Here is a 24,133-nt window from a genome sequence, read left to right on the forward strand (position 1 = left end):
ACGCGGACAACGTCTTTCACAACAAGCCATCAGCTACTTCGATACACGCCCTAGCCGTGGCCCACCAGGACGGGGCAGCGATAGTACCGTCACGTCGAGGCTGCATGAGACGTTCGAGAGCGGCGCACGCCGCGCACACGGAGACGGACGCCCGGTTTCCCGGGCGTCCGTCCGCACGACCGCGGCTAGTGGTGGTGGGTGAGCTGTACCGGCGCGCTCTCGAAAGGTTCAGCAGCGATGACCCGGTCGAGCCACGGGGAGACCGGGGTCAGGAGGAATCCGGCGCCTGCGATGAGGCCGCCGACCCAGTTGACCGAGGTGATGCCCCATCCGCCGTCGATGGCTGCGCCGCCGAGCCAGATGCCCAGGGCCGAGCCGAGGGTGAAGGCGGAGATGTTGGCCGCCGACGCGATATCTGGTGCGTCACCGGCCTTGTGCATTACTCGCAGCTGTAGCGGGGCGACAACGGAGAAGGCGGCGACGCCGTAGGCCAGGATGCCGACGGCGGCGGTGATCGGGTGGTGGATGAGCAGGGTCATCGCGAACAGGATCACCGTAAGGGACCCGACCGAACCAGCCAGTGCCAGAGGCAGATTCCGGTCGGCGAGCTTGCCGCCGAGCTGATTCCCCGCGAACAGTCCGACCCCGAAGAGTAGAAACATCGGGGTCACCCAGCCGGAGCCGAGACCGGTTGCCTCGCTCAGTTGCGGAGCGAGATACACGTAGCTGGTGAACACGCCGCCGTAGCCGAGCAGTGTCGTCAGCAATCCGACCAGGACCGCGGGCCTCCGCAGTGCGCGCAGTTGTGCTCGAAGTGGTGTGCTACCGCTACCGCCCATGTGCATCTTCGCGTGGGCATCGAGTTCGACCTCGGCTCCGGCATCGTGATTGTGGGTGTGAGCACTGACCGTGTCGGCGATGGCATTGTCACGTCCGTGGGCGGTGACGATGTTGTCGGAGCCGTCGTGATTGTCGCTGTGGCGGTGAGTTTTCGGTGTGGTGCCATGAGCCGCGGTGTGATCGTGGGTGTGTCCATCCAGCCCAGCAGCCTCGGCGGTTCTGTGATCATGGGTGTGGCCGTGCGTTTCACTGGCGGCCTCGCGCGCCCTTTCTCGGCCGAGGCCGCGGGGGAGCAGCAGGAGGCCGATTACAGCGATCGTGCCGAACACCACGAGGGTGCCGAAGGTGGCACGCCAACCGAGCGCCTTTCCGACGGTGGCACCGATGGGAGCACCGAGAATCGTTGCGGCCGTTGATCCCGCGAACACGGTGGCTATTGCACGGCCTTTCATCGCCGCCGCAACCAGCTCGGCGGCAAAGACTGCCGCGATGCCGAAGAATGCGCCGTGTGCCAGGGCAGCGATGATCCGGCCTGCCAAGATCCAGTCGTAGCTGGGGCCGACCAGGGACAGGGTGTTGCCTGCCAGGAACACACCGGCGGTGCTCAGCAGCATGAAGCGGCGCAGGTCGCATCGCCGACGACGCTCCATCAGCCGCACACCGTTCGCGGCGGTCAACGGACCGAATTCAGTGGTGGTTTCTGGTGCACGGGAGGAAGTCGCTGTGGTGGTGGAGCGGCTGCAGAACGACGGCCGGAAGGTGAACTGGTTGCCGGTGTCGCATGCGTTCCATTCCCCGTTGATGGAGCCGATGCTCGACGAGTTCGCTGCGGTGCTCGCCGGGTTGTCGTTCGCCGAGCCCACGATCCCGGTTGTGTCGAATATCGATGGCGAGTTCGTCGCCGCTGATCTGGCCTCTGCCCGTTACTGGGTTGATCATGTGCGGGCGACGGTGCGTTACGCCGAGGGTGTACGTACTCTTCATCGAGCTGGGGCGACCCGGTTCGTTATCGCGGGTCCGGACGGGGGATTGACCGGGCTGATCACCCAATGCCTCGACGAGCAAAGCCTCGATAAGCGGCCCGCAACAGTCGGCCCGGTGGTGGCGGCCGTGCTGGGCAAAGACCGTGACGAAGCGGAAACCGCGTTGAACACCGCCGCACAGTTGGATGTGGCGGGTGTGAGTGTGGACTGGGAGGCGATACTTCAGGGCCGCGGGCAGCGTGTCGAGTTGCCGACCTACGCATTCCAGCGGCGCCGATACTGGCTCGAACCCACCGAGACGGGGGACACGACCTCGGATGCGACCGATGTCGAGTTCTGGCAGGCGGTCGATCGTGGTGACCTGAGGACGCTGGGGATTGATCCGCAGCAGCCTTTCGGTGAGGCATTATCGGTGCTCTCGTCGTGGCGGCAGCGTCATCAGGATCAGGCGTTGATCGGTTCGTGGTGCTATCGAATCGAGTGGCGGCTGTTGTCCGATGAACCGGTGCGGGTTGTCGGTGTCGGGTCGAGCGGCGCTGAGCAGCCGGTGCGGTTGGTGGGGGATTGGCTTGTTGTCGGGTCGAGCGGTGGTGTTGTCGTCGACGATGTGATCGATGTTTTCCGTGGTGCGGGCGTGGGAGTCCGCTACGCCGCCATAGATGCCGAGCGCATGTCGCGATCAGACGTCGTCGCCCTGCTTCGAGCATCGGCCGAGATGAACGAAGTATCCGGGATACTGTCCGTTGCTGCTCTCGATGACCGGCCGAGCAGTGAGGCTTCCTCGGTGACAAGAGGATTGCTGGCAAACCTGTTGCTGCTTCAGGCGCTCAGTGATATCGGCGCTGAAGCGCGCTTGTGGTGTGTGACGAGCGGGGCGGTCAACGCAACTCCCCCGGATCGGATCACCAGCACGATGCAGGCTCAGATGTGGGGCTTGGGCCAGGTCGCCGGTCTGGAGTTCCCCACATGGTGGGGTGGTTCGATCGACCTTCCCGAAGTACGAGACCAAGCAGCCCTGCGGCGTCTGCTCGTTGCGTTGTCCCGGGACGACGGGGAGGACCAGCTTGCGGTCCGTTCATCCGGTGTCTACGGCCGTCGGATGGTGCGGACCTCGCTGACCGGATCTTCGATGGATGGAGGGTGGAAGCCTCACAGAACGGTACTGATCACCGGCGGTACCGGAGGAATCGGCCGACACCTGGCACGGTGGGTTGCCGAGAACGGTGCGGATCATGTGGTGCTGGCCAGCCGCCGCGGGGACAAGGCGCAGGGCGTCGACGAGCTGGAGACGGAACTACGTTCTCTCGGGTGCCGGGTCACTTTCGCGACTTGTGATGTGACTCGGCGTGACGACGTGGCGGCGGTGTTGGCCGCCATCGACGACGATGCTGCTCCTTTGACTGCTGTGGTCCACGCTGAGGGTATCGGATCGCAGAGCCCGATCACCGAGATCGTTGCGTCGTCGTTGGCGGCGGTCGTCGAACCCAAGGTTGCAGGCGCACGGCACCTGGACGAACTGCTCGGTGATCGTCGTCTGGATGCGTTCGTCTTGTTCTCCTCCGGTGCTGCCACCTGGGGCAACGCAGGTGGGGCGGCATACGCGGCTGGAAACGCCTACCTGGACAGCCTGGCCGAAGACCGTCGCTCACGCGGCTTAACCGCTACCTCGCTGGCGTGGGGTGGATGGTCGGCCGGAGGGATGCTCGCAACAGTCGATAGTGCCGAGTATCTGCTCCGAAACGGTGTACGGCTGATGGACCCGAGTCTGGCCTTGCAGGCTTTGAGTCATGCCGTGAGCCGCGACAAAACAACCATGACGATCGCGGACCTGGACTGGAGGCGATTCGCTCCCCTCTACACGATGTCCAAACACCGGCCGCTGATCCAGGAGATACCCGAAGCACAAGTAGCGCTCCAGGCAGAACAGGAACAAGCCGAAGCGACCACCTCGGCCGGTCTGCGGCAGCGGGTGGCGGGCTTGCCCGAGCCCGAACAGTTGACGGTGGTGCTCGACGTGGTCCGAGGTCAGGTCGCGGCCGTCCTCGGTCACGACGGCGCCACCGCCATCGAGGCCGACCGCAACTTCCGGGATCTGGGATTCGATTCGTTGACCGCGGTCGAAGCACGTAACCGTCTCAACACCGCCACCGGTCTACGGCTACCAGCAACCCTGGTCTTCGACTACCCGACACCCGAAGCCGTCACCACCCACATCCTCCAAGAACTGTCAGATGTGGCAGAACGAAGCCCGGTAGCAGCACCGCCGGCGCCGGTAGCGGTGTCGGAGCCGGTGGCGATCGTGGGTATCGGATGCCGATTCCCCGGCGGAGTGTCCTCCCCGGAGGAGCTGTGGCGTCTGGTTTTCGACGGCCGTGACGGGGTGTCGGGATTCCCGACCGACCGAGGTTGGGATGTGGAAACCCTCTACCACCCCGAACCCGGAGTGGCAGGCAAGTCCTATACCCGGGAGGGTGGGTTCGTCCAGGACGCGGGCGAGTTCGATGCCGGGTTCTTCGGGATCAGCCCGCGGGAAGCGGTGGCGATGGACCCCCAACAACGCCTGATGCTGGGAACCGCGTGGGAATCGCTCGAACACGCCGGCATCGATCCGGGATCGTTGCGCGGCACTGATACCGGAGTCTTCATCGGCGTCATCGATCAGTCCTACGGGGTTGGTTCGGGGGGCAGTGGGTACGGCAGCGACGATTCCGGGGTCGAGGGGTACCGGGTGATCGGGTCGGCGGCGAGTGTGGTGTCGGGTCGGGTGTCGTATGTGTTGGGGTTGGAGGGGCCGGCGGTGTCGGTGGATACGGCGTGTTCGTCGAGTCTGGTGGCGTTGCATCAGGCGGTGGCGGCTCTGCGGTCGGGGGAATGCTCGCTGGCGTTGGCTGGCGGCGTGACGGTGATGGCCACGCCGACAGGGTTCGTGGAGTTCTCCCGGCAGCGGGGATTGGCCACCGATGGCCGCTGCAAACCGTTCGCCGACGCTGCCGACGGCACCGGGTGGGGTGAAGGTTCGGGTGTGCTGGTGCTGGAACGGTTGTCCGCCGCCCAACGCAACGGACATCAGGTGCTGGCGGTGATACGCGGCAGCGCGATCAACCAGGATGGTGCCTCCAACGGGTTGACCGCCCCCAACGGTCCCTCCCAACAACGAGTGATCCGACGCGCGCTCGCCGCCGCGGGAGTCGCGCCCACCGAGGTCGACGTGGTCGAAGCCCACGGCACCGGCACACGCCTCGGCGACCCGATCGAGGCCCAAGCCCTGCTGGCCACCTACGGCCAGGACCGACCCGAGGACCGGCCCCTGTGGCTGGGCTCGATCAAATCCAACATCGGACACACCCAAGCCGCGGCCGGTGTGGCCGGTGTCATCAAGATGGTGCAGGCCCTGCGCCGAGGAATCCTGCCCAAGACCCTGCACGTGGACGCCCCGACGACCCATGTGGACTGGACCGCGGGCCGGGTGGAACTGCTCACCGAGGCCCGCGACTGGCCCGCCAGCGACCACCCCCGCCGCGCGGCGGTATCGGCATTCGGGATCAGCGGCACCAACGCCCACCTCATCCTCGAACAAGCACCCGACAGTGTTGTCGAACCGGTGCCGTCCACCGAACCCGACGACACGATGATCGAACGCGACGACACGGTGATCGAGGAGCAGGCCGACACCCCCGCCGCGGCGGCGTGGGTGGTGTCGGCGCGGACCGAGTCCGGACTGACCGGACAGGCTCGACGACTGCTCGACCACCTACAGCGACAGCAGGACCTGTCGGCGCGGGATGTGGCACGGACGTTGGTGGGGCGGTCACGGTTCGATCACCGCGCGGTGATCGTGGGTGCCGACCGGCGGGAACTGATGACCGGGTTGACCGCGCTGGCCGAGGGAGCATCGGGCAGTGGTGTGCTGTCGGGAACAGTCCACACCCACGGCAAGACGGTGTTGGTGTTCCCCGGACAGGGAGCACAGTGGGTGGGCATGGGCCGGCAACTGTATGCCCGGTTCCCGGTGTTCGCGCAGGCTGTCGACGAAGCGTTCGAGGCGATGGACACCCAGTTGGGTGTCTCATTGCGAGAGCTGATGTGGGGTGAGGACCAACACGTTCTCAACCAGACGCAGTTCGCGCAGGCGGCGTTGTTCGTAGTGGGAGTCGGGGTGACCCGACTGCTGCAGGACTGGGGTGTTCGCCCCGATTTCGTGGCTGGGCATTCCATCGGAGAGGTGAACGCCGCACACGCCGCAGGTGTCTTGTCCCTCGCGGACGCGGTGGTGTTGGTGGCCGCGCGGGGACGGTTGATGCAGGCATTGCCCGAGGGCGGGGCCATGGCCGCGGTGCAGGCATCCGAGGCCGAGGTCGTTCCCCTGCTGACCGCGCAGACCGCGATCGCTGCGGTCAACGGCGCGCAGGCGGTGGTGATCTCCGGAGTCCGCGACGACATCACTGTGGTGGTCGAGCGTTTGCAGGCCGAGGGTCGGCGGGTGAGTTGGCTGCCGGTGTCGCACGCATTCCACTCCCCGTTGATGGAGCCGATGCTCGACGAGTTCGCTGCGGCGCTCGCCGCGTTGTCGTTCGCCGAGCCCACGATCCCGGTCATGTCCAACATCGACGGTGAGTTCGTCGCCGCCGATCTGGCCTCTGCCCGCTACTGGGTCGATCATGTGCGGGCCACGGTCCGGTTCGCCGAGGGTGTGCGCACTCTGCGGCGGGCCGGGGCGACCCGGTTCGTCGTGGCCGGCCCCGACGGTGGATTGACCGCGCTGATCACCCAGATCGTCGAGGACCAGCGATCCGAATCGGGTCCGCTGGTCACGGTGCCGGTACTCGGCAAGGACCGAGGCGAGACCGACACCGCGTTCCGCACCGCCGCGCAGTTGGATGTGGCGGGTGTGGGTGTGGTGTGGGATAGGTTGCTCGGTGTCGGTGGCCGGTTCGTCGAATTGCCGACCTACGCCTTCCAACGCGGTCACTACTGGCTGCAGGCCGGCAAAAACACCGACGCGGCCTCGTTGGGCCAGGCCACGGCCGCGCATCCGTTGCTGGCCGCGGTGGTGGTGTCGCCACGCACCGGTGGTGTGGTGATGACGGGCCGGTTGTCGTTGGCCACCCAGCCGTGGCTGGCCGACCACGCCGTGAACGGTGTGGTGCTGCTGCCGGGAACCGGGTTCGTGGAGTTGGCTATGCGTGCGGCCGAAGAGGTGGGCTGCACGGCGCTGCAAGAGCTGACATTGGTGGCAGCGTTGGTGTTGTCGAACGAGGCGGGGGTGCAGCTTCAGGTCGTAGTCGACGAGGCCGACGAACACGGGCACCGCGCGGTATCGGTGTATTCCTGCGTCGAGCACGCCGACACCGAATGGATGTTGCACGCCCAGGGTGTGTTGGTCGAGCATTCCGATCCTGCCGAGCCGGTGGGGGAGTCGTTGGCGGTGTGGCCGCCGCAGAACACCTCGTCGGTCGCGGTCGAGGACCTCTACAAAGTATTGAACGACACCGGCTACGGGTACGGGCCGGTGTTCCAGGGGTTGCGTTCGGTGTGGCGTCGCAGCGAGGACCTGTTCGTGCAGGCTGAACTACCCGACACCGTCATCGACGCCGAACGGTTCGGGCTACACCCGGCCCTGCTCGACGCGGTCCTGCACGCCATGGTTGTCGGCGCCGGTGCCGATACCGGTGTGGTGCTGCCGTTCGCGTGGCAGAACGTGACCTTGCACGCCAGTGGTGCGTCGGCGGTGCGGGCACGAATCTCCCCGACCGGTGATGGTGGGGTCTCGGTTCACGTCACCGACACCGCCGGGCACCCGGTGCTGACAGCGGGGTCTCTCACCACCCGGGCACTGTCGACCGAGTCGCTGACCGGGGCGGGAACCCGTGACCGGTTGTGTGGGGTGCAGTGGATTCCCTGGCAGTCCCCGATCTCGGCCACCGAACCCGAATCACGGGTGTTCTCCACTGCGGAACGCCTTATGAGCTGGGCGAGCGAGGATGGCTCACCGATACCCCCGGTCGTGGTCTACGACCTCCGACAACTCGAACACACCGATGAGTCGGATGTGTTGGGTCGGGTTCACACCGCGACCCATCAGGTGTTGGCGGTCCTGCAACGTTGGTTGGGTCAGTCCCGCTTCGACGCCAGCACTCTGGTGGTCCTGACCCGCGGAGCGGTCACGTCCACCGGCGCGACCGCCACCGACCTGACCGCTGCGACGGTGGGGGGTCTGGTGCGTTCGGCTCAGTCGGAACACCCCGGCCGCGTCGTGCTCATCGACACAGACACCCGACCTGAGACTTCACCCGACACCGATAGTGTGCTGGTGCCCGGGTTGGGAACGGCCCTGGCCAGCGGGGAACCACAGATCCTGCTCCGCGCCGGCGTCGTACACGCCGCCCGACTGACCCGACTACCCGAACCACAGAGCCTGGCCGTTCCGGACACGGAGTCGTGGCGATTGGAAGCGGGTATTGGCCGGACCCTCGACGACTTGGCCCTGCGACGATCGCACGCTGGGGAGGAACCACTCGCCGCGGGGCAGGTCCGAATTTCGGTACGAGCAGGCGGAGTCAACTTCCGCGACGTTCTGCTCTGTCTGGGCATGGTGCCGTCCGAACACACCTTCATCGGCAGCGAAGCGGCCGGTGTGATCACCGAAGTCGGACCCGGTGTCGAAGGGTTTCTACCCGGCGACAGAGTGATGGGGTTGGTCGAAAGCGGTATCGGTCCCCTTTCCGTGGCAGACCACAAGACCATCACCCACATGCCCGAAGGCTGGTCGTTCACCCAGGCCGCAGCGGTGCCCACCGTATTCCTGACGGCTTACTACGGACTGCGGGACCTAGCGCGAATGCAACCGGGTGAGAAGCTGCTGATCCACAGCGCGGCAGGTGGCGTGGGAATGGCGGCAACACAACTGGCCCGTCTGTGGGGCATCGAGGTGTACGGCACCGCGAGCAACCGCAAATGGGACACCTTACGCACCCTGGGGTTCGACGAAGATCACATCGGAGACTCCCGGACACTGCATTTCGAGGAGAAATTCCTTGCTGCCACAGCTGGTCGTGGCGTCGATGTGGTCTTGAATTCGCTGGCCGAAGAATTCGTGGACGCCTCGCTGCGGTTGATGTCGCACGGCGGGCGATTCCTCGAAATGGGAAAGACCGACATACGCGACGGAGCGCAGATCTCGACCACCTATCCCGCGGTCGCTTATCAAGCCTTCGACCTGCGCGACGCCGGGGGAGACCGGATCCAGGAGATGCTGGTCGATCTCCGAGCCATGTTCGACAGCGGAGCCCTCACCCCGCTACCGATCAAGGTATGGGATATCCGCCACGCTCCGGAAGCCTTCCGATACATCAGCCAAGCACGTCATACAGGCAAGGTCGTCTTGTCCGTGCCCGATGGAATGGATGTCGGTGGTTCCGCGGTCGCGGCGGCCGTCGCCGAAGGCACGGTCCTGATCACCGGCGGTACCGGCGGGTTGGGCGCGATGCTGGCCCGGCATCTGGTCGCCGCTTACCGGGTGCCGTCGCTGCTCCTGACCAGCCGTCGAGGACCGGCCGCGCCCGGCGCGGACCTGTTGGCCGCTGAACTGACCGAACTGGGCGCGCACGTGCAGATCGTCGCTTGTGATGTGTCCGACCGTGCGGCGGTGACCGAATTGCTGACTACCGTGCCCACCCAGTGGCCGTTGACCGGTGTGGTGCACACCGCGGGGGTGCTCGACGACGGTGTGGTGACGTCACTGACACCCGAGCGAATCGACACCGTGTTGGCGGCTAAGGCCGATGCCGCTTGGTATCTGCATGAATTGACTCGCGAGATGGATTTGGCGATGTTTGTGCTGTACTCCTCGGCGGCCGGAGTGCTCGGCTCGCCCGGACAGGGAAACTACGCCGCCGCCAACAGCTTCCTCGACATGCTCGCCGAGCAGCGCCGCGTTGCCGGGCACACTGCCACCGCGATCGCGTGGGGACTGTGGACCGCTGAGACCGGGATGACCGGGCAGCTCGGAGATGTCGACGCCGCCCGTATGAGCCACGGTGGTGTGTTGGGTCTGTCGGCCGAGCAGGGGTTGGCTTTGTTCGACGCGGCGCTGCGGCAAGATCGGGCTGGAGTGGTTGCCGCGAGACTGGATATGGCTACGTCGGCGACGCGAACCCGCACCGGCGCTGTTTCTCCGCTGTTGCTGGGCTTGGTGCCCAGCGCCCGCCGAATGGCGACAACGATCGCCCCGGACCTCCGGCAGCGGGTGGTGGGTTTATCGGAGTCCGAGCAGTTGTCGGTAGTGCTGGAAGTGGTCCGTGGTCAGGTCGCGGCCGTCCTCGGTCACGACGGCGCCACCGCCATCGAAGCCGACCGCAACTTCCGAGACCTGGGGTTCGATTCGTTGACCGCGGTCGAGGTACGTAACCGTCTCAACACCGCGACCGGTCTACGGCTACCGGCGACGCTGGTCTTCGAATATGAGACGATATCTGAGCTGGCGAATCACGTACTACATGAACTTCGAGAACGTCCTCGAGAAATTGCTTCCCGGGAGAACGATCGCGTGTCCGAAGCTGATATAGAGCACGAGGGCGAAGAATCTCTCGTATCGCTGTATAAAAAAGCAATCCACGGCGGAAAATGGAACGAAGGCACAGCTCTACTTCGTGTGGCAGGCGGGTTGCGTCCGACATACGGCTCTTCTGGCATTTCGCAGGTAAGGACTCGGGTCGAACTCGGCGGGGGAACCGAGACGCCAGGAATTGTATTCCTCGCTTCGCCCATCTTTACGGGCGGCGTGCATCAGCACGCACGGATAGCAAATGCATTCAGAAACCGGAGAAGCATACTGAGCATGGCGCTGCCCGGTTTCAGATCTGGCGAGCCGCTCCCGGAGTCTCTCCCCGCGGCTATAGACGATCTAGTCGTAGCTGTCAGGGATGCTGCCGGTGACGAACCGTTTGTATTGGCCGGCTATTCCTCTGGAGGTGTCCTCGCGCACGCAGTTGCGAATAGAATGGAAGAGATAGGAGAATCGCGCTTCACCGGCGTAATTCTTATCGATAGCTTCGAGAGGGAGCAGGCGGCGAACATACCTATTGATCAGCTGGTTGGATCGATGTTGGAGCGTGAGTCCGAGTTCGGAACCTTCAATGGCGCAAACATTACGGCATCGATTAGATGGCTCGACCTTCTTCGCGACTATGCGTGGTCTCCTCTGCAAAATAGTGTTCTCTTTATTAAATGTGTCAACCCATTTTTCTATACAACCTCGGCGGCTGGAGAAAGAGAGTACATGATTGCTGAGCCATGGTCTGCCTCTCAAATAGTGAGAAGCGTAGAAGCGGATCACTATTCGGTAATCTCGGACGATGCGCCATCGGTAGTCCGAATAATAGAAGATTGGCTTGATGATGTTTAATCGACGAGTGCAAAGGTTGTTCATATGGTGATGTTTCCTGTCGATAAGATAAGCTTGCGTAGAATGTACGACGATATCTCGAGACGTTTGGCTGCATCAGGAGTAGGAGATGCGGCAACTTTCTTGAATTATGGTTACGTGTCCGTTGGTGATGGCGACGAATCGCAAGTCGATGTTCCCGCCCATTCGCTGAACGGAAACTCTGTACGGCTAGTTTTGGAGTTGATCGGAAATACGGCGCTGGATGGGCGAAGGATCCTGGACGTAGGTTGCGGACGTGGGGGGGCAGTTGGGCTTATTGCGAAAATGTTTGATGTGGAGATTGCTGGGATAGATTTATCTCCTGAGGCGGTCATGTTCTGCCGCAGCAACTGTGACGCACCGTCGGCGCGCTTTGACGTTGGCGATGCTGAACATTTGCCATTTGAAGACGGGGTGCACGATGTTGTGGTCAATATTGAATCGTCTCACGGATATCCAGATCTGGGTAAATTTCTGAGTGAAGTCAAGAGGGTGTTGAAGCCGGGTGGTAGGTTTCTTTATACTGATCTACAGCCCTCTGAGAAGTGGGCTTATATTCGTTCGGAGCTCGCTAGGCTCGGTTTCTTAGTAAAAGCGGATCGTGACATCACAGCCAACGTTATCGCCTCTCGCGATGAGGCGGCACCCCAGAGTGTGAAAGCTTTCGGATCGGAGAGTGAAGCCATGAATAGCTTCCTTGCGGTTCCGGGTTCGGAACTTTATGAGCTGATGCGCCAGAGAATCTTGGAATATCGAATAATCCGATGCTGTGTGAAATAGAACGCCAAGCCCTCCTCGACGCAGGCGCCGATGCCGATGCCGATGCCGACGACCTCAGACTGCCATGACGAACGGCCACAATGATGCGCCGCGGTCCATCGCTGTCGGTGCCTCGGCCACACCGCAGCCGCCGCCCTGCTGGCGGAAGTGGTGGCGCGCGGCCGACATCGGTCAGGTTGCGGTGTCCAGTGGCAGCTCATGACCACCGCGTCCCACAACTCGCCGTTGCGGCGTCCCGCAACACGCCTTCGACCTCGAAGCCGGCGCGGTCGTAGAGCGCCATCGCCGGTTGATTGTGCGGCACAGCTGCAGCGCATACCCGACCAGGTTCTACAGTTGCTGCGCGCTTCTGTGACGCCGTCAGCCCGGCGGGTGCGTACCCGCCGCCACACGTCGACGTCGTTGATCACCCTCACCGGAATCGCTACTTGTCGCGGTCTCCAGGAACTGCGGCTCAGCGTCTCGGAATGACCTGAAATGTCGTGAGATGTCGATTTGCCGGCAGTCCTCGGAGACCTTCGACGAGTACGACGAGGCCCAATGGTGGGCCAACCTGATCGACCGCGTCGGCATCGACGAGGCGCTCAAGGTGATCGAGGCCAAGCGCGACACCGGATCCGGTGCGGTGCTGCTGACCGACTGGCTGACCCGCTACGCGAACCGGCTCACCGGTGTGCAGGAAGACGGCCGCCGCAAATACCACTCCTACATTCGCAACGAGATCACCCCGTTCTTCGGTGAGCGCGCGCCGATCGATGCCGGCACCCAGGACACCGACGCCGCCTGGATCGTCTACCTCGAACAGGACAAGGGCAATAGGCCCAAGACGATCAAGAACAAGCACGGTTTCCTCTCCGCCGGTTTGCGCGCGGCCGTCGAGCAGCGCCCTGCGCCGACGGCACTCCTTGTTGGGCCCGCGCTGAAGGTGGTGCGATGCCAGAAGCCGCGGCCCATGCGCCACTTCCTTGATTCATCCCCAACGCTCCACCGTCACGCCCGATACCTGGGGTGCCGACAGCGGATTTCTGTCCGCGGCGAACGCCGCACGGCCCATCGCCGTGACGCGAGCCCGTTCACCGTGACCGCCCCCGACGGGCTGCGGCTCTCGGCCGCACGCCTTGGCCCGAAGCGCCCTCCGGCGAGCGTGGTCTACGTCCACACCATCCTCACCGACTCCACCTACTGGAGGCCACTGACCGAGCACTTGCACCAACGCCTCGATAGCGGCATCGCCCAACTCGTCTACGACCAGCGCACGCACGGCGCATCCCGGCACCCAGGTCCTGGGGTCCGAACTACATTGCCGATGCTGGTCGATGACCTGGACGCGGTCCTCACGCACGCCCACGGTGCGGTCATCCTGGTCGCACACTCGGTGGCATCGCTGCTGGTACAGGCATGGGCCGAGCAGTACCCACACCGTGCCCGCACCTTGACCGGCATCGTACTGTTCAACGGCTGCCCCGAATTCCCCTGGCGCCCAACCCCTGACGCCATTCACGCCGATGGGAGACGCTCCCGACGCGCAGGGCGTCAGCTCCTCGAGGAACTGACCACCTACCTGTTCGAGCCGCCAGTCCGTTGCCGATTGCCACGCCGCCGCCTGTTCGACACCGTCGGCAGCGGGACACGGAGCGAGAACTTCGACGCGATGCTCGCAGACCTCGCTGCCTACAGCGGCGCTGCCCTGACCGGCGAGGCGGCCAGCATCCTGCGGGGCGTGCCCACCTGGGTACTGACCGGGCCGCTCGATCCCGTCGTCGCACCGAGCAGATCCCAGCATATGGCCGAACGAATCTGGGGCGACTACGACAGCTTCCCCGACGCCGGACACTCCTTGCCCTACGCCGAGCCCGCCAAAGCCTGCGGGCCGATCCTGGCCGCGCTCGAGGTCGCCTACCGCACCCAACAACAGCACGGTGGTCCGCTGTGATCGCCAAACCAATTCCCGCGCACGTGCTTTCGCCGTTCACTCAATTGCTGGGCTACCTGATGTGGTTCGTGCTGCTGCTGTGCATCACCCGCGCGGTGTGGGTCGGCGGGCTGCTGGCGATCCGCATGTACCGCGAAGGAAGCGTCGAAGGACTGCTCGGTGCACTTGGCGTAGTCGAGATGGTCGTCCATCTCGCCCTCGAGTGCCGACTCGACCACCAGCTTGGTCAGCTTGCCCAGCAGCCCGCCTTCACCGGTCAGCTGCAGCCCTTCTGCTCGTGCCTGCGCCACCAGTGCCCGTAGCTGCCGCTCGTCCAAACCTGCTGCCGCCGAGTCGTTGTCGGCCCCGTGTTCGATCACATCAGTCATGGTGCATCTCCGTTCAGAGTTACACCGTTGTTCTCACAGACCCGCCGTGGTCTGCTCCGGAGCGTGTGCACGAGTTGCGAGAACCCGATACCGCTGGCAGGCTTACCAGCAGGCAACTCGGGCGAATCTGTTGCTGCTTGCTTGGCGAAGAGAGAGATCGAATGAGCGCTGATTTCGTCTTCCGGGAAGAAGGACACCGGTCGCGGGTGTCACGTCGCGTAAAGGCTAGGACGTTTCCGGCACCTTTCACCGCAGTGAACTGAACGTTCGCATGGAGTACATCTGGGTAGCTGTCGAGCCACCCGTTCCTGTCGAAGTGCGCGGGCGAGTAGCTGTTCACCAAGGACGTTATTGGTCGAATGGCGATCGATGGCTGACTCGTAGCGGCGTCGCCTCGTAATCGACACCTGACCGAACGATATCGGTAGCCCGATGGCCCCGCTCGCGCCATCGGGCTTCTTCGACGACTCTGAAATGCGCTGGACCTGGATGTGACACGTGGACACAAGCACTGATGATTCGTCCAAACGCATGTTTGAGTACCTGAAAAAGTTCACGGTCGAGCTCATGGAGACTCGCGACGAGCTGACCCAGCTGCGGGAACGGATCAACGAGCCGATCGCGATCGTCGGTATGAGTTGTCGGTATCCGGGTGGTGTCGAGTCGCCGGAACAGTTGTGGGATCTGGTTGCGTCCGGTTCGGATGCCGTGAGCGAGTTCCCGGTGGATCGGGGTTGGGATGTGGAGGGGTTGTTCGATCCCGATCCGGACCGGTTCGGGAAGGTGTACACGCGGGAAGGCGGCTTTCTGCGCGGTGTCGGTGATTTCGATGCGGGGTTTTTCGGGATCGGTCCGCGTGAGGCTGCGGCGATGGATCCGCAGCAGCGGTTGTTGTTGGAAGCGTCGTGGGAGGCGTTGGAGGATGCGGGTGTTGATCCGTCGTCGTTGCGGGGCAGCGACACGGGCGTGATCACCGGGTTGGCGTACACAGGCTACGAGAACACGGCAAGGGCAGCGGAGGGGTATGCGCTCACCGGGTCGGCGGGCAGCGTTGTGTCGGGGCGAGTGGCGTACACGTTGGGCTTGGAGGGCCCGGCGCTGACGGTGGACACGGCGTGTTCGTCGTCGCTGGTGGCGATCCATCTGGGCTGTCAGGCACTACGGCGCGGCGAGGCGTCAATGGTGTTGGCGGGTGGTGTGACAGTGATGTCGACGCCGTTTTTGTTTGTGGAGTTTTCGCGGCAGCGGGGTTTGGCGACCGATGGGCGGTGCAAGGCGTTTTCGGCATCGGCGGATGGGGTGGGGTGGGGTGAGGGTGTCGGTGTGTTGGTGTTGGAGCGATTGTCGGACGCACAGCGGTTGGGGCACGACATTCTTGCCGTGGTTCGGGGTTCGGCGGTGAATCAAGATGGTGCGTCGAATGGTTTGACTGCGCCGAATGGTCCGTCGCAGGAGCGGGTGATCGCGGCGGCGTTGGCGGCTGCGGGGTTGGAGCCCGCTGATGTGGATGTGGTGGAGGCGCATGGGACAGGTACGCCGTTGGGGGATCCGATCGAGGCGCAGGCGTTGATCGCGGCGTATGGGCAGGGCCGTGTCGAGCCGTTGCGGGTGGGGTCGTTGAAGTCGAATATCGGGCATTCGCAGGCGGCCGCGGGTGTGGGTGGGGTGATCAAGATGGTGCAGGCGTTGCGGCATGAGACGTTGCCGCGGACGTTGCACGTGGATGCGCCGTCGCCGCATGTGGATTGGTCGGCGGGGTCGGCAAGGTTGTTGACGGAGGCCCAGGCGTGGCCTGCGGGTGAGCGGGTGCGTCGGGCGGGGGTGTCGTCGTTCGGGATCAGTGGTACCAACGCGCACCTCATTCTCGAGGAAGCACCCGCGTCCGTTGTTTCCTCGGTTGAGGCTGCCGCGGTTCCCACAGCCATGGTGGACGCGGTGCCGTTGCTGGTGTCGGCGAAGTCCGGTGCTGCGCTGCGCGCCCAGGCGAATCGGGTGCGGCAGTGGCTGGTCGCCCATCCGGATGCGGATGTGTGGAGCGTGGCGTCGTCGTTGATCGACACCAGGACACAGTGGCATCGGCGAGCGGTGGTGGTGGGCCGCGATCGGGCGCAGTTGCTGGCGGGGTTGGCGGATGTGGCGTCGGGATCGGTGGTCGAGGGTCGGACGGCGTTTCTGTTCACGGGTCAGGGTGCGCAGCGGGTGGGGATGGGGGCGGAGTTGTACGAAGCGTTTCCGGTGTTTGCGGCTGCGTTGGACGAGGTGTGTGCGGGTTTCGATCCGTTGCTCGGTGGGGTGTTGAAGGAGGTGATGTTCGCGGATCCGGAGGGGGTGTTGGATCGGACGGAGTGGACCCAGCCGGCGTTGTTCGCGTTCGAGGTGGCGTTGTTCCGGTTGGTGGAGTCGTTCGGTGTGACGCCTGATGTGGTTGCGGGGCATTCGATCGGGGAGTTGGCGGCCGCGTATGTGTCGGGGGTGTGGTCGCTTGCAGATGTGTGTGTGTTGGTGGCGGCGCGTGGTCGGTTGATGGGGGCACTGCCCGCGGGCGGCGCGATGCTGGCGGTCGCCATGACAGAGGAGCGGGCCGTCGAGATCGTGGCGGCCAACGGGGATCGACTATCGGTCGCGGCGGTGAACGGTCCGTCGTCGGTGGTGCTGTCCGGTGACACGGACGCCGTCGATGAGGCGGAGCACCGGTTGTCCGACGAGGGTGTCAAGACGTCACGATTGCGGGTGAGCCACGCGTTCCATTCGGCGCAGATGGACCCCATGCTGGCCGAATTCCGTGCTGTGGCCGAAAAGTTGACCTATCGAGCGCCGACTGTTCCGATCTTCTCGAACGTGTCAGGTGCGCAGGCAGGCGATGAGGTGTGTGAGCCTGGCTATTGGGTTGAGCAGGTGCGCGAATGTGTGCGATTCGCGCCAGGTGTGGACGCTCTCGTGACAGCCGGAATACGGCGATTCGTGGAGGTGGGGCCGGATGCGGTGTTATCGTCGATGACTCGCCAGTGCCTGGCCGAAAGCCCGGACATCGAGGCGGGCTCTGTGGTGGCCTCCGCGTCTCGACGCTCGGTTGACGAGGTGACGCAGTGTGTGACGATGCTGGCGCACGCACACACCGCCGGTATCGAGGTGGACTGGCGGCCATTGTTTACGGGCCGGTCGCTGCGCCGGGTGTCCTTGCCCACCTATGCGTTCCAGCGTCAACGATACTGGTTGGAGCAGTCCGGCAGTAATTCTTCGACGGGGTCATCGGATCATCCGATTCTGACCGGCGTCGTGCCGTTGGCAGACAAGGATGAATGGCTGTTCACCGGACGGGTGTCGTTGCGTACTCATCCGTGGCTCGCCGATCACGCGGTTTTCGGCTCGGTGTTGTTTCCCGGGACTGGTTTTCTGGAACTGGCGCTGACCGCGGGCGCACGGACGGATGCCGAGATCGTCGAGGAGTTGCTGTTCGAAGTACCGCTGTTGCTCGAGGCAGACACCGCGGTCGACATTCAGCTCGGTGTCGAACCTGCCGACAGTGTGGGTCGACGCCGATTCATGATCCACTCTCGTGCCATTGTCACCGGGAATTCTGATGTGGGCGAGTGGATTTCGCATGCAAATGGTGTGTTGGCTCCGATCGGTGACACCGTTCCCTGGTGGGTCGAGTCGGGACAGGCGACCGGAGCCTGCCTTGGGGCGCTCCCGGATAAAAACACTCTGAGACAAGCCTTATCCGGGGATTGGCCACCCGCCGGCGCCGAGCCGGTGTCGAACGACGGGCTGTACGACCAGTTGGCAGACCTGGGATTCGGCTACGGCCCCGCCTTCCAGGGGGTCACGTCGGTCTTGCGCGACGGCGACGATCTGCTCGCCGAAGTGTCTCTCGCGGACGAATACGGTGATCAGGCAGCGGCGTTCGGGATTCATCCCGCGCTGTTGGACGCCGCCTTCCACGCGGCGGTCGCCGAACAGGCGCACGACATGCCGTCGGGTCGGCTGCCGTTGCCGTTCTCCTTCGCCGGGGTGCGGTTGTACCGTGCCGGAGCGAACGCCGTCCGGGTTCGATTGGTTCGGTCGGGCGTCGGGCAGATGCAGGTGGTCGCCGTCGATGCCGCTGGGGCGCCGGTGCTGAGCCTCGATTCGCTCGCCGCCCGGCCCGTTGATGCACAGGCGTTGAACACTGCGCCCGGTCGTCGCGCGTCGCTGTTGGCTCTCGAATGGGTGTCGACGCCGGCCCCCTCGGAGAGGAACCACGGTTCGATGGCGGTACTCGGCGCCGGACTCGCCGAGTTGCTCGAGGACGAGGCGCTCGCAGAGGTCGTGGTGTGGTCACCTGACGGCGCAGCCGAGGGTGATGTGGTGGCGCGGACGCGCACCTGGGTGCAGTCGACGTTGGAACTGTTGCAGACGTGGCAGGCCGCGGAGCGGTTGAGCGGCTCGCGGCTGGTGGTGCTGACGCGGGGCGCTGTGAGCGTGTCGGGCCGGGCGCCGGATCCGGCGGGCGCGGCGGTGTGGGGCCTGGTGCGCAGTGCGCAATTCGAGCATCCGGGTCGGTTCGTTCTCCTCGACGCCGGCGTAGCGGAGAACGTGCCGGTCGATGTGATTGCCGCGGCATTGGATTCGGACGAGCCGCAGCTGGCCGTGCGCGATGGTGGGTTCCTTGCGCCGCGGTTGCGGCGGCAGGCCGGTTCGGCAGTGGCGGACGGTTCGGCGTTCGGTGCGGGTGCAGTGTTGATCACCGGCGCCACCGCCGGTTTGGGAGCTCTGGTGGCTCGGCACCTCGTCGATGCACACGGCGTGCGACGGTTGGTGCTGGTGTCACGGCGGGGAGAGCGTGCAGACGGCGTGGCCGAATTGGTGGGCGGGTTGACGGCCTCGGGTGCGCAGGTGCGGGTAGCGGCCTGTGACGTGAGCGATCGTGCGGCATTATCGGCCTTGCTGGCGGGGTTGCCCGACGAGTTCGCGCCGAGCGCGGTGATCCATTCGGCCGGTGTGCTCGACGACGGCACCATCGAAACATTGACCGCCGAGCAAGTTGACCAGGTGTTGGCTGCGAAGGCGGCTGCCGCTTGGCATCTGCACGAGTTGACCGGCGATCGGGATCTCTCGGCGTTCGTGCTGTTTTCATCGGTCGCGGGGGTGATGGGCTCGCCGGGACAGGGCAACTATGCCGCGGCGAATGCGTTCCTGGACGCGCTGGCGTCGAGTCGCCGTGCGGCGGGGCTGCCCGCGGTGTCGATCGCGTGGGGATCGTGGAACCAGGGCAGCGGCATGACCAGCGGTCTGGGGAGCGGGGCGATGGCGCGGATGGGCCGGCTGGGAGTACGTCTGCTGGAGACGGCGGATGGCTTGGCGTTGTTCGATCGTGCGATCGTCGCGACGGCGCCGATGGTGGTCGGGACCGAGTTCGACACCGGGGCACTGTCGGTTCAGGCGCGCGGCGGAACCCTGCCACGGATGCTGCATTCGATCGTCACGGCGCCCGTGCGCCGTGCCGCGGATACCAGCGAGACGCTGGTGCGGCGGCTGATCGCCGCCCCGGCGCAGGAACACGAGGCTCTGGTGCTCGAGGTCGTTCGCGAGCATGTCGCCGTAGTGCTGGGGCACACCTCCGGTGACGCCATCGATCCCGTCGCGCCATTCACCGAGCTCGGCTTCGATTCCTTGGCCGGGGTGGAGTTTCGCAATCGGCTTGCCAAAGCCAGTGGCGTGCAACTGCCGTCGACGCTGGTGTTCGACTACCCGACTGCGTCCGCATTGGCGGCGTTCGTGCTGTCTCGGGTCGGTGTCCTGGGCAGTGGCGAAGCTGCCACCATCCGGCCGGCTCGTCGGATCCGTACCGACGAGCCGATTGCGACGGAAACCGCGCACACCATGGTGGAAACCGGGATTCGGGGCCGGCTCACCGATCTGTTCCTGGCCGCGCACCGGCGGGGCCAGGTCGACACCGCGATACCGATGTTGGTGGAGATCGCCAAGATTGCCGAGACCTTCGCCATCAGCACCGAGCTGGTCACGCCGACGCCGATACCGCTGAGCAGGGGCACGGAGCGCAGCGAGCGTGTGCTAGCCGGCCCCGCGCTGATCTGCGTACCGACCTTCATGGTCGGTGCCGGACCGCACATGTTCGGTCGGCTGGCGCGCGAGCTCGGCGCCGACTACCCGATCACTGCACTGCGCTTGCCGGGAACCCGGCCCGGGGAACTCCTGCCCCGGTCGTGGGATGTGTTGCTGGATTGCCTGGCGACGACTGTGGAGGGCACCGACAGCCGACAGCCGATCGTTCTTGTCGGCTATTCGGCAGGTTGCGCGGTCGCGCAAGCGTTGGCGCATCGCCTCGAGAAGGGCGGACGGAGTCCCGCAGCGGTGATTTTGCTCGACCCGTATTCACCCGACGATGCAGAGCAACGTAGGCGCGTGTTCGTGAGTGCGATGGGCTCGCTGCTCGACCTCGGACACGAAATGACCGAGATCGATGATCACGGCTTAGTCGCCATGGGGAAGTACATGCAGATATTCGATGAACGACAGCCCGCGTCCATCGCCGCGCCGATGTTGAGCTTGCAGGCCTCGGCGCCGTTGCCCGGGATGGATCTGGTTGAGCGGGCGCCCGCATGGCTGCACACCGGCGAGACGGTCGAGATCGACGCCGACCATTTCTCGATCATCGGAGCTGCCAGCGCCGTTGCGGCGAACGAGATACGGCGCTGGCTCGCGGCAGAGGTGAGGGCCGATGGCGATTCTTTATGACCAGCTCGGCAAGCCCGCCCTGGTGTGGCGGTCGCTGATGTCGGTGCTGAAGCACACGAGCGCGAAATAGCAAATGCTTGGTGTCCGATAAGGCGAGATAGAGGAACCCCATGGTCGATTCGGCGAATGAGATCGCAATTGTCGGAATGTCGTGCCGGATGCCGGGGGCTGCCGACCTGGAGAGCTTCTGGCGGTTGTTGCGCGACGGTCGTGACGCCATCGGCTCTGCGCCCGCCGACCGTCCGGGAATCGACGAGACGGCCGGGTTCCTGGATTCGGCGTCGGAATTCGACGCCGATTTCTTCGGCGTGCCGCCGAATGAGGCGCGTTCGATCGATCCGCAGCAGCTGCTCGGTCTCGAGCTGAGCTGGGAGGCGTTGGAAGACGCGGGGCACCGCGACCGACACGGGGCCCGGGCCGGGGTGTTCCTGGGCAGCAGCGGAACCGATTTCGCCGAAATGCTGGCGTCGCAAGGGAAAACCAGTGTCGGCAGGTATTCGTTGTCGGCCGTGGGTAGGGGAGTCGCTGCCAACCGGATCTCCAATTACTACGGGTTCACCGGACCGAGCCTTGTCGTCGACAGCGGCCAGTCCTCGTCGCTGGTCGCGGTGCATCTGGCGTGTGAATCGCTGCGCCGCGGTGAATGCGATGTGGCGCTGGCGGGTGGGCTGAATCTGATTCTGTCGCCGTTGGGTGGCGAACGCTACGAACAGTTCGGCGCGCACTCGCCATCGGGAAAGTGCCATACCTTCGATGAAAGTGCGGATGGCACGGTCCGTGGTGAGGGCGGCGGCATAGTGGTGCTCGAGCCATTGGCGCGGGCGGTCGCTAACGGCGACCGGGTCTATGCGGTAATTCGTGGTAGTGCGGTCAACAACGGCAATGAGCGTCAGGTGTTGAGCGCGCCCAGCGTGGCTGCACAGACGGCGGTTATCCGGGCCGCGCTCGCGGCCGCGGACGTGGAACCGGAATCGGTGCACTATGTGGAGCTGCACGGCACCGGCACACCCGCGGGCGATCCGGTGGAGGCGACGGCCCTCGGCGAGACCTATGGCGTGGGCCGCCCCGAGGGTGCGCCGTTGGCCGTCGGTTCGGTCAAGACCAACATCGGACATCTCGAGGGCGCCGCGGGGATCGCGGGGCTGATCAAGACCGCGTTGTGCCTGTGGTATCGGGAAGTGGTCCCGAGTCTGAACTTCCGCACCCCGAATCCGCGGATCCCACTCGATGAGCTGGGATTGCGGGTGCAGACCGCGGCGGAGACCTGGTCCGCCGCACCTGTCGGTCGGGCGGGGGTGTCGTCGTTCGGCATGGGTGGCACGAACGCGCATGTGATTCTGGAGCAAGCGCCTGTCGGCGAGGCGACCACGCCGGCGGACACCGCGCTGCCGTTGGCGTGGGCGTTGTCCGGGCAGAGTCCGGAGGCATTGCGGGGGCAAGCTGTTCGGCTGCACGAGTGGTTGGCGGGTCATCCGGAGGCCGGTGTCGCCGATGTGGCGTATTCGCTGTTGCGTTCGCGTACGCCGTTGGAGTGGCGGGGTGCGGTGGTCGGGCGTGATGTCGATGCGATGAGCGCGGGGTTGGCCGCGTTGGTCGATCCGGTGTCGGAACCGGTTGCGGGTGCGGCCCTTGCGGTCTCGGGTCGAGCCGCGTCCCGGCGAGCGGTTTTCGTGTTTCCGGGGCACGGGAGTCAGTGGGTGGGGATGGGCGCGGAGTTGTTGGCTGCGGGTGGGGTGTTCGCGGAGTCGATCGCAGACTGCGAGGCGGCGTTGGCGCCGTTCGTGGACTGGTCGTTGACGGAGGTGTTGCGGGGGACGCCAGGGGCTCCGTCACTGGAGCGGGAAGATGTGCTGCAACCGGCGATATTCGCGGTCTCGGTGTCGCTGGCGTGGTTGTGGCGGGCTGGTGGGGTGGAGCCTGCCGCGGTGGTGGGGCATTCACAGGGGGAGATCGCGGCGGCGGTGGTGGCGGGCGGTCTGTCGTTGGCGGATGGGGCGCGGGTGGTGGCGGTGCGGTCGCGTGTTCTCACGGAGGCGTTGGCGGGATCGGGGGGCATGGCGGTGGTCGGTTCGGCGGTGGATGCGGTGACCGATCGCTTGGCGGTGTTCGGCGATCGGTTGTCGATCGGGGCGGTGAACGCACCGGGACAGATGGTGGTGACGGGGGAGTCGGCCGCGTTGGCCGAGTTCCTTGCCGGGTGTGCGGCCGATGGTGTGTGGGCGAAGCAGGTTCCGATAGATTACCCGTCGCATTCGCCGGCGGTGGAGCGGATTCGGGATCGGTTGTTGGCCGAGTGGGCGTCGATTCGGCCGAGATCCGGTTCGGTTCCATTCTTTTCGACGGTGACCGCGGAATTCATGGACACCGCGGAGTTGGATGCCGGATATTGGTATCGAGGGCTGCGGGAACCGGTTCGGTTCGCCGAGGCGATCGAGGCGTTGTTGCGGTCGGATACGACCGCATTCGTCGAGACCAGCCCGCACCCGGTGGTGTCCACGGCGATCGAATCGACCGCGGACTCGATCGGCAAAGTCGATCAGGTGGCCGTTATCGGCACATTGCGGCGCGGCCATGGCGGTCCGGAAGAGTTCGCCGCCGCGTTGGCTCGTGCCTACTGCGTGGGTATCGACGTGCCGCCGGAGGTGTTGTCCGGGCGGGCCGCGCGGGTGGACCTGCCGACCTATGCGTTCCAACGGCGGCAGTGCTGGACGCTGGAGGGCGTGGATTCGCTCCCGTCGCCCCCGGATGAAAGCATTCCGGGGCAGGCGTCGCGTACTGCTTCTCCGGCTGGACAGCGGCGTGCTGTGGTAGCGGGTCCGTTGGCGCCGCGATTGTTCGCGGTTCCCGAGCGCGAGCGGGACACGCTGGTGCTTGCGGTGGTGTGCGAGCAGGCCGCGGTGGTACTCGGCCACGATTCGCCCGAGGCCGTCCATCCCGAGCTGCCGTTTACCGCGATCGGGTTCGATTCGGTGAGCGGACAACAGCTGCGACACCGGCTGGTGGCGGCCACCGGTGTGGAGTTGCCGACAACGCTGATATTCGACCACCCGACACCGACCGGAGTGGC

5 protein-coding genes and 2 pseudogenes are annotated in these 24,133 nt (G+C 65.1%); 5 read left to right on the forward strand and 2 right to left on the reverse strand.

Going from position 1 to position 24,133, the window contains the following annotated elements; all coding sequences use genetic code 11:
* Window positions 1–185: 185 nt before the first annotated feature.
* Window positions 186–1,517, reverse strand: a complete 1,332-nt coding sequence (locus tag OHB12_RS03390) for an MFS transporter (RefSeq protein ID WP_327116044.1) — start codon at window positions 1,515–1,517, stop codon at window positions 186–188.
* On the opposite strand from OHB12_RS03390, the gene OHB12_RS03395 reads away from it, so the two are divergent.
* The 3 genes from OHB12_RS03395 (at window position 1,453) to OHB12_RS03405 (ending at window position 13,960) form a co-directional block, all read left to right on the forward strand.
* The gene (locus tag OHB12_RS03395) at window positions 1,453–11,226 is read left to right on the forward strand and encodes an SDR family NAD(P)-dependent oxidoreductase (RefSeq protein ID WP_327116046.1); all 9,774 of its coding nucleotides are present in this window, start codon (window positions 1,453–1,455) and stop codon (window positions 11,224–11,226) included. The two genes, OHB12_RS03390 and OHB12_RS03395, sit on opposite strands and share 65 nt — an antisense overlap.
* A 24-nt stretch (window positions 11,227–11,250) precedes the next feature.
* Window positions 11,251–12,027 (forward strand): class I SAM-dependent methyltransferase, encoded by a 777-nt coding sequence (locus OHB12_RS03400; RefSeq protein WP_327116048.1) that lies wholly within the window; start codon window positions 11,251–11,253, stop codon window positions 12,025–12,027.
* A gap of 487 nt (window positions 12,028–12,514) precedes the next feature.
* The gene (locus OHB12_RS03405) at window positions 12,515–13,960 is read left to right on the forward strand and encodes an alpha/beta fold hydrolase (protein ID WP_327116050.1); all 1,446 of its coding nucleotides are present in this window, start codon (window positions 12,515–12,517) and stop codon (window positions 13,958–13,960) included.
* A gap of 164 nt (window positions 13,961–14,124) precedes the next feature.
* On the opposite strand, the pseudogene OHB12_RS36045 reads toward OHB12_RS03405, so the two are convergent.
* A pseudogene (locus OHB12_RS36045) lies at window positions 14,125–14,277 on the reverse strand (IS256 family transposase); the annotation flags it as partial.
* 582 nt (window positions 14,278–14,859) lie between these two features.
* Between OHB12_RS36045 and OHB12_RS03415 the strand changes: the two are divergent.
* Together OHB12_RS03415 and OHB12_RS36050 are read left to right on the forward strand one after the other, a co-directional pair.
* Window positions 14,860–21,066 (forward strand): type I polyketide synthase, encoded by a 6,207-nt coding sequence (locus tag OHB12_RS03415; protein WP_327116054.1) that lies wholly within the window; start codon window positions 14,860–14,862, stop codon window positions 21,064–21,066.
* A gap of 110 nt (window positions 21,067–21,176) precedes the next feature.
* A pseudogene (locus OHB12_RS36050) lies at window positions 21,177–24,131 on the forward strand (type I polyketide synthase); the annotation flags it as partial.
* Between the last annotated feature and the right edge of the window lie 2 nt (window positions 24,132–24,133).

Source organism: Nocardia sp. NBC_01730, assembly GCF_035920445.1.
Classification (GTDB): domain Bacteria; phylum Actinomycetota; class Actinomycetes; order Mycobacteriales; family Mycobacteriaceae; genus Nocardia.

What these genes read in the sequence shown, in the direction of transcription:
- OHB12_RS03395 (WP_327116046.1), top strand. Translation starts at nt 1,453, where the DNA reads ATGAAGCGGCGCAGGTCGCATCGCCGACGACGCTCCATCAGCCGCACA.
- OHB12_RS03400 (WP_327116048.1), top strand. Translation starts at nt 11,251, where the DNA reads ATGGTGATGTTTCCTGTCGATAAGATAAGCTTGCGTAGAATGTACGAC.
- OHB12_RS03405 (WP_327116050.1), top strand. Translation starts at nt 12,515, where the DNA reads ATGTCGATTTGCCGGCAGTCCTCGGAGACCTTCGACGAGTACGACGAG.
- OHB12_RS03415 (WP_327116054.1), top strand. Translation starts at nt 14,860, where the DNA reads ATGTTTGAGTACCTGAAAAAGTTCACGGTCGAGCTCATGGAGACTCGC.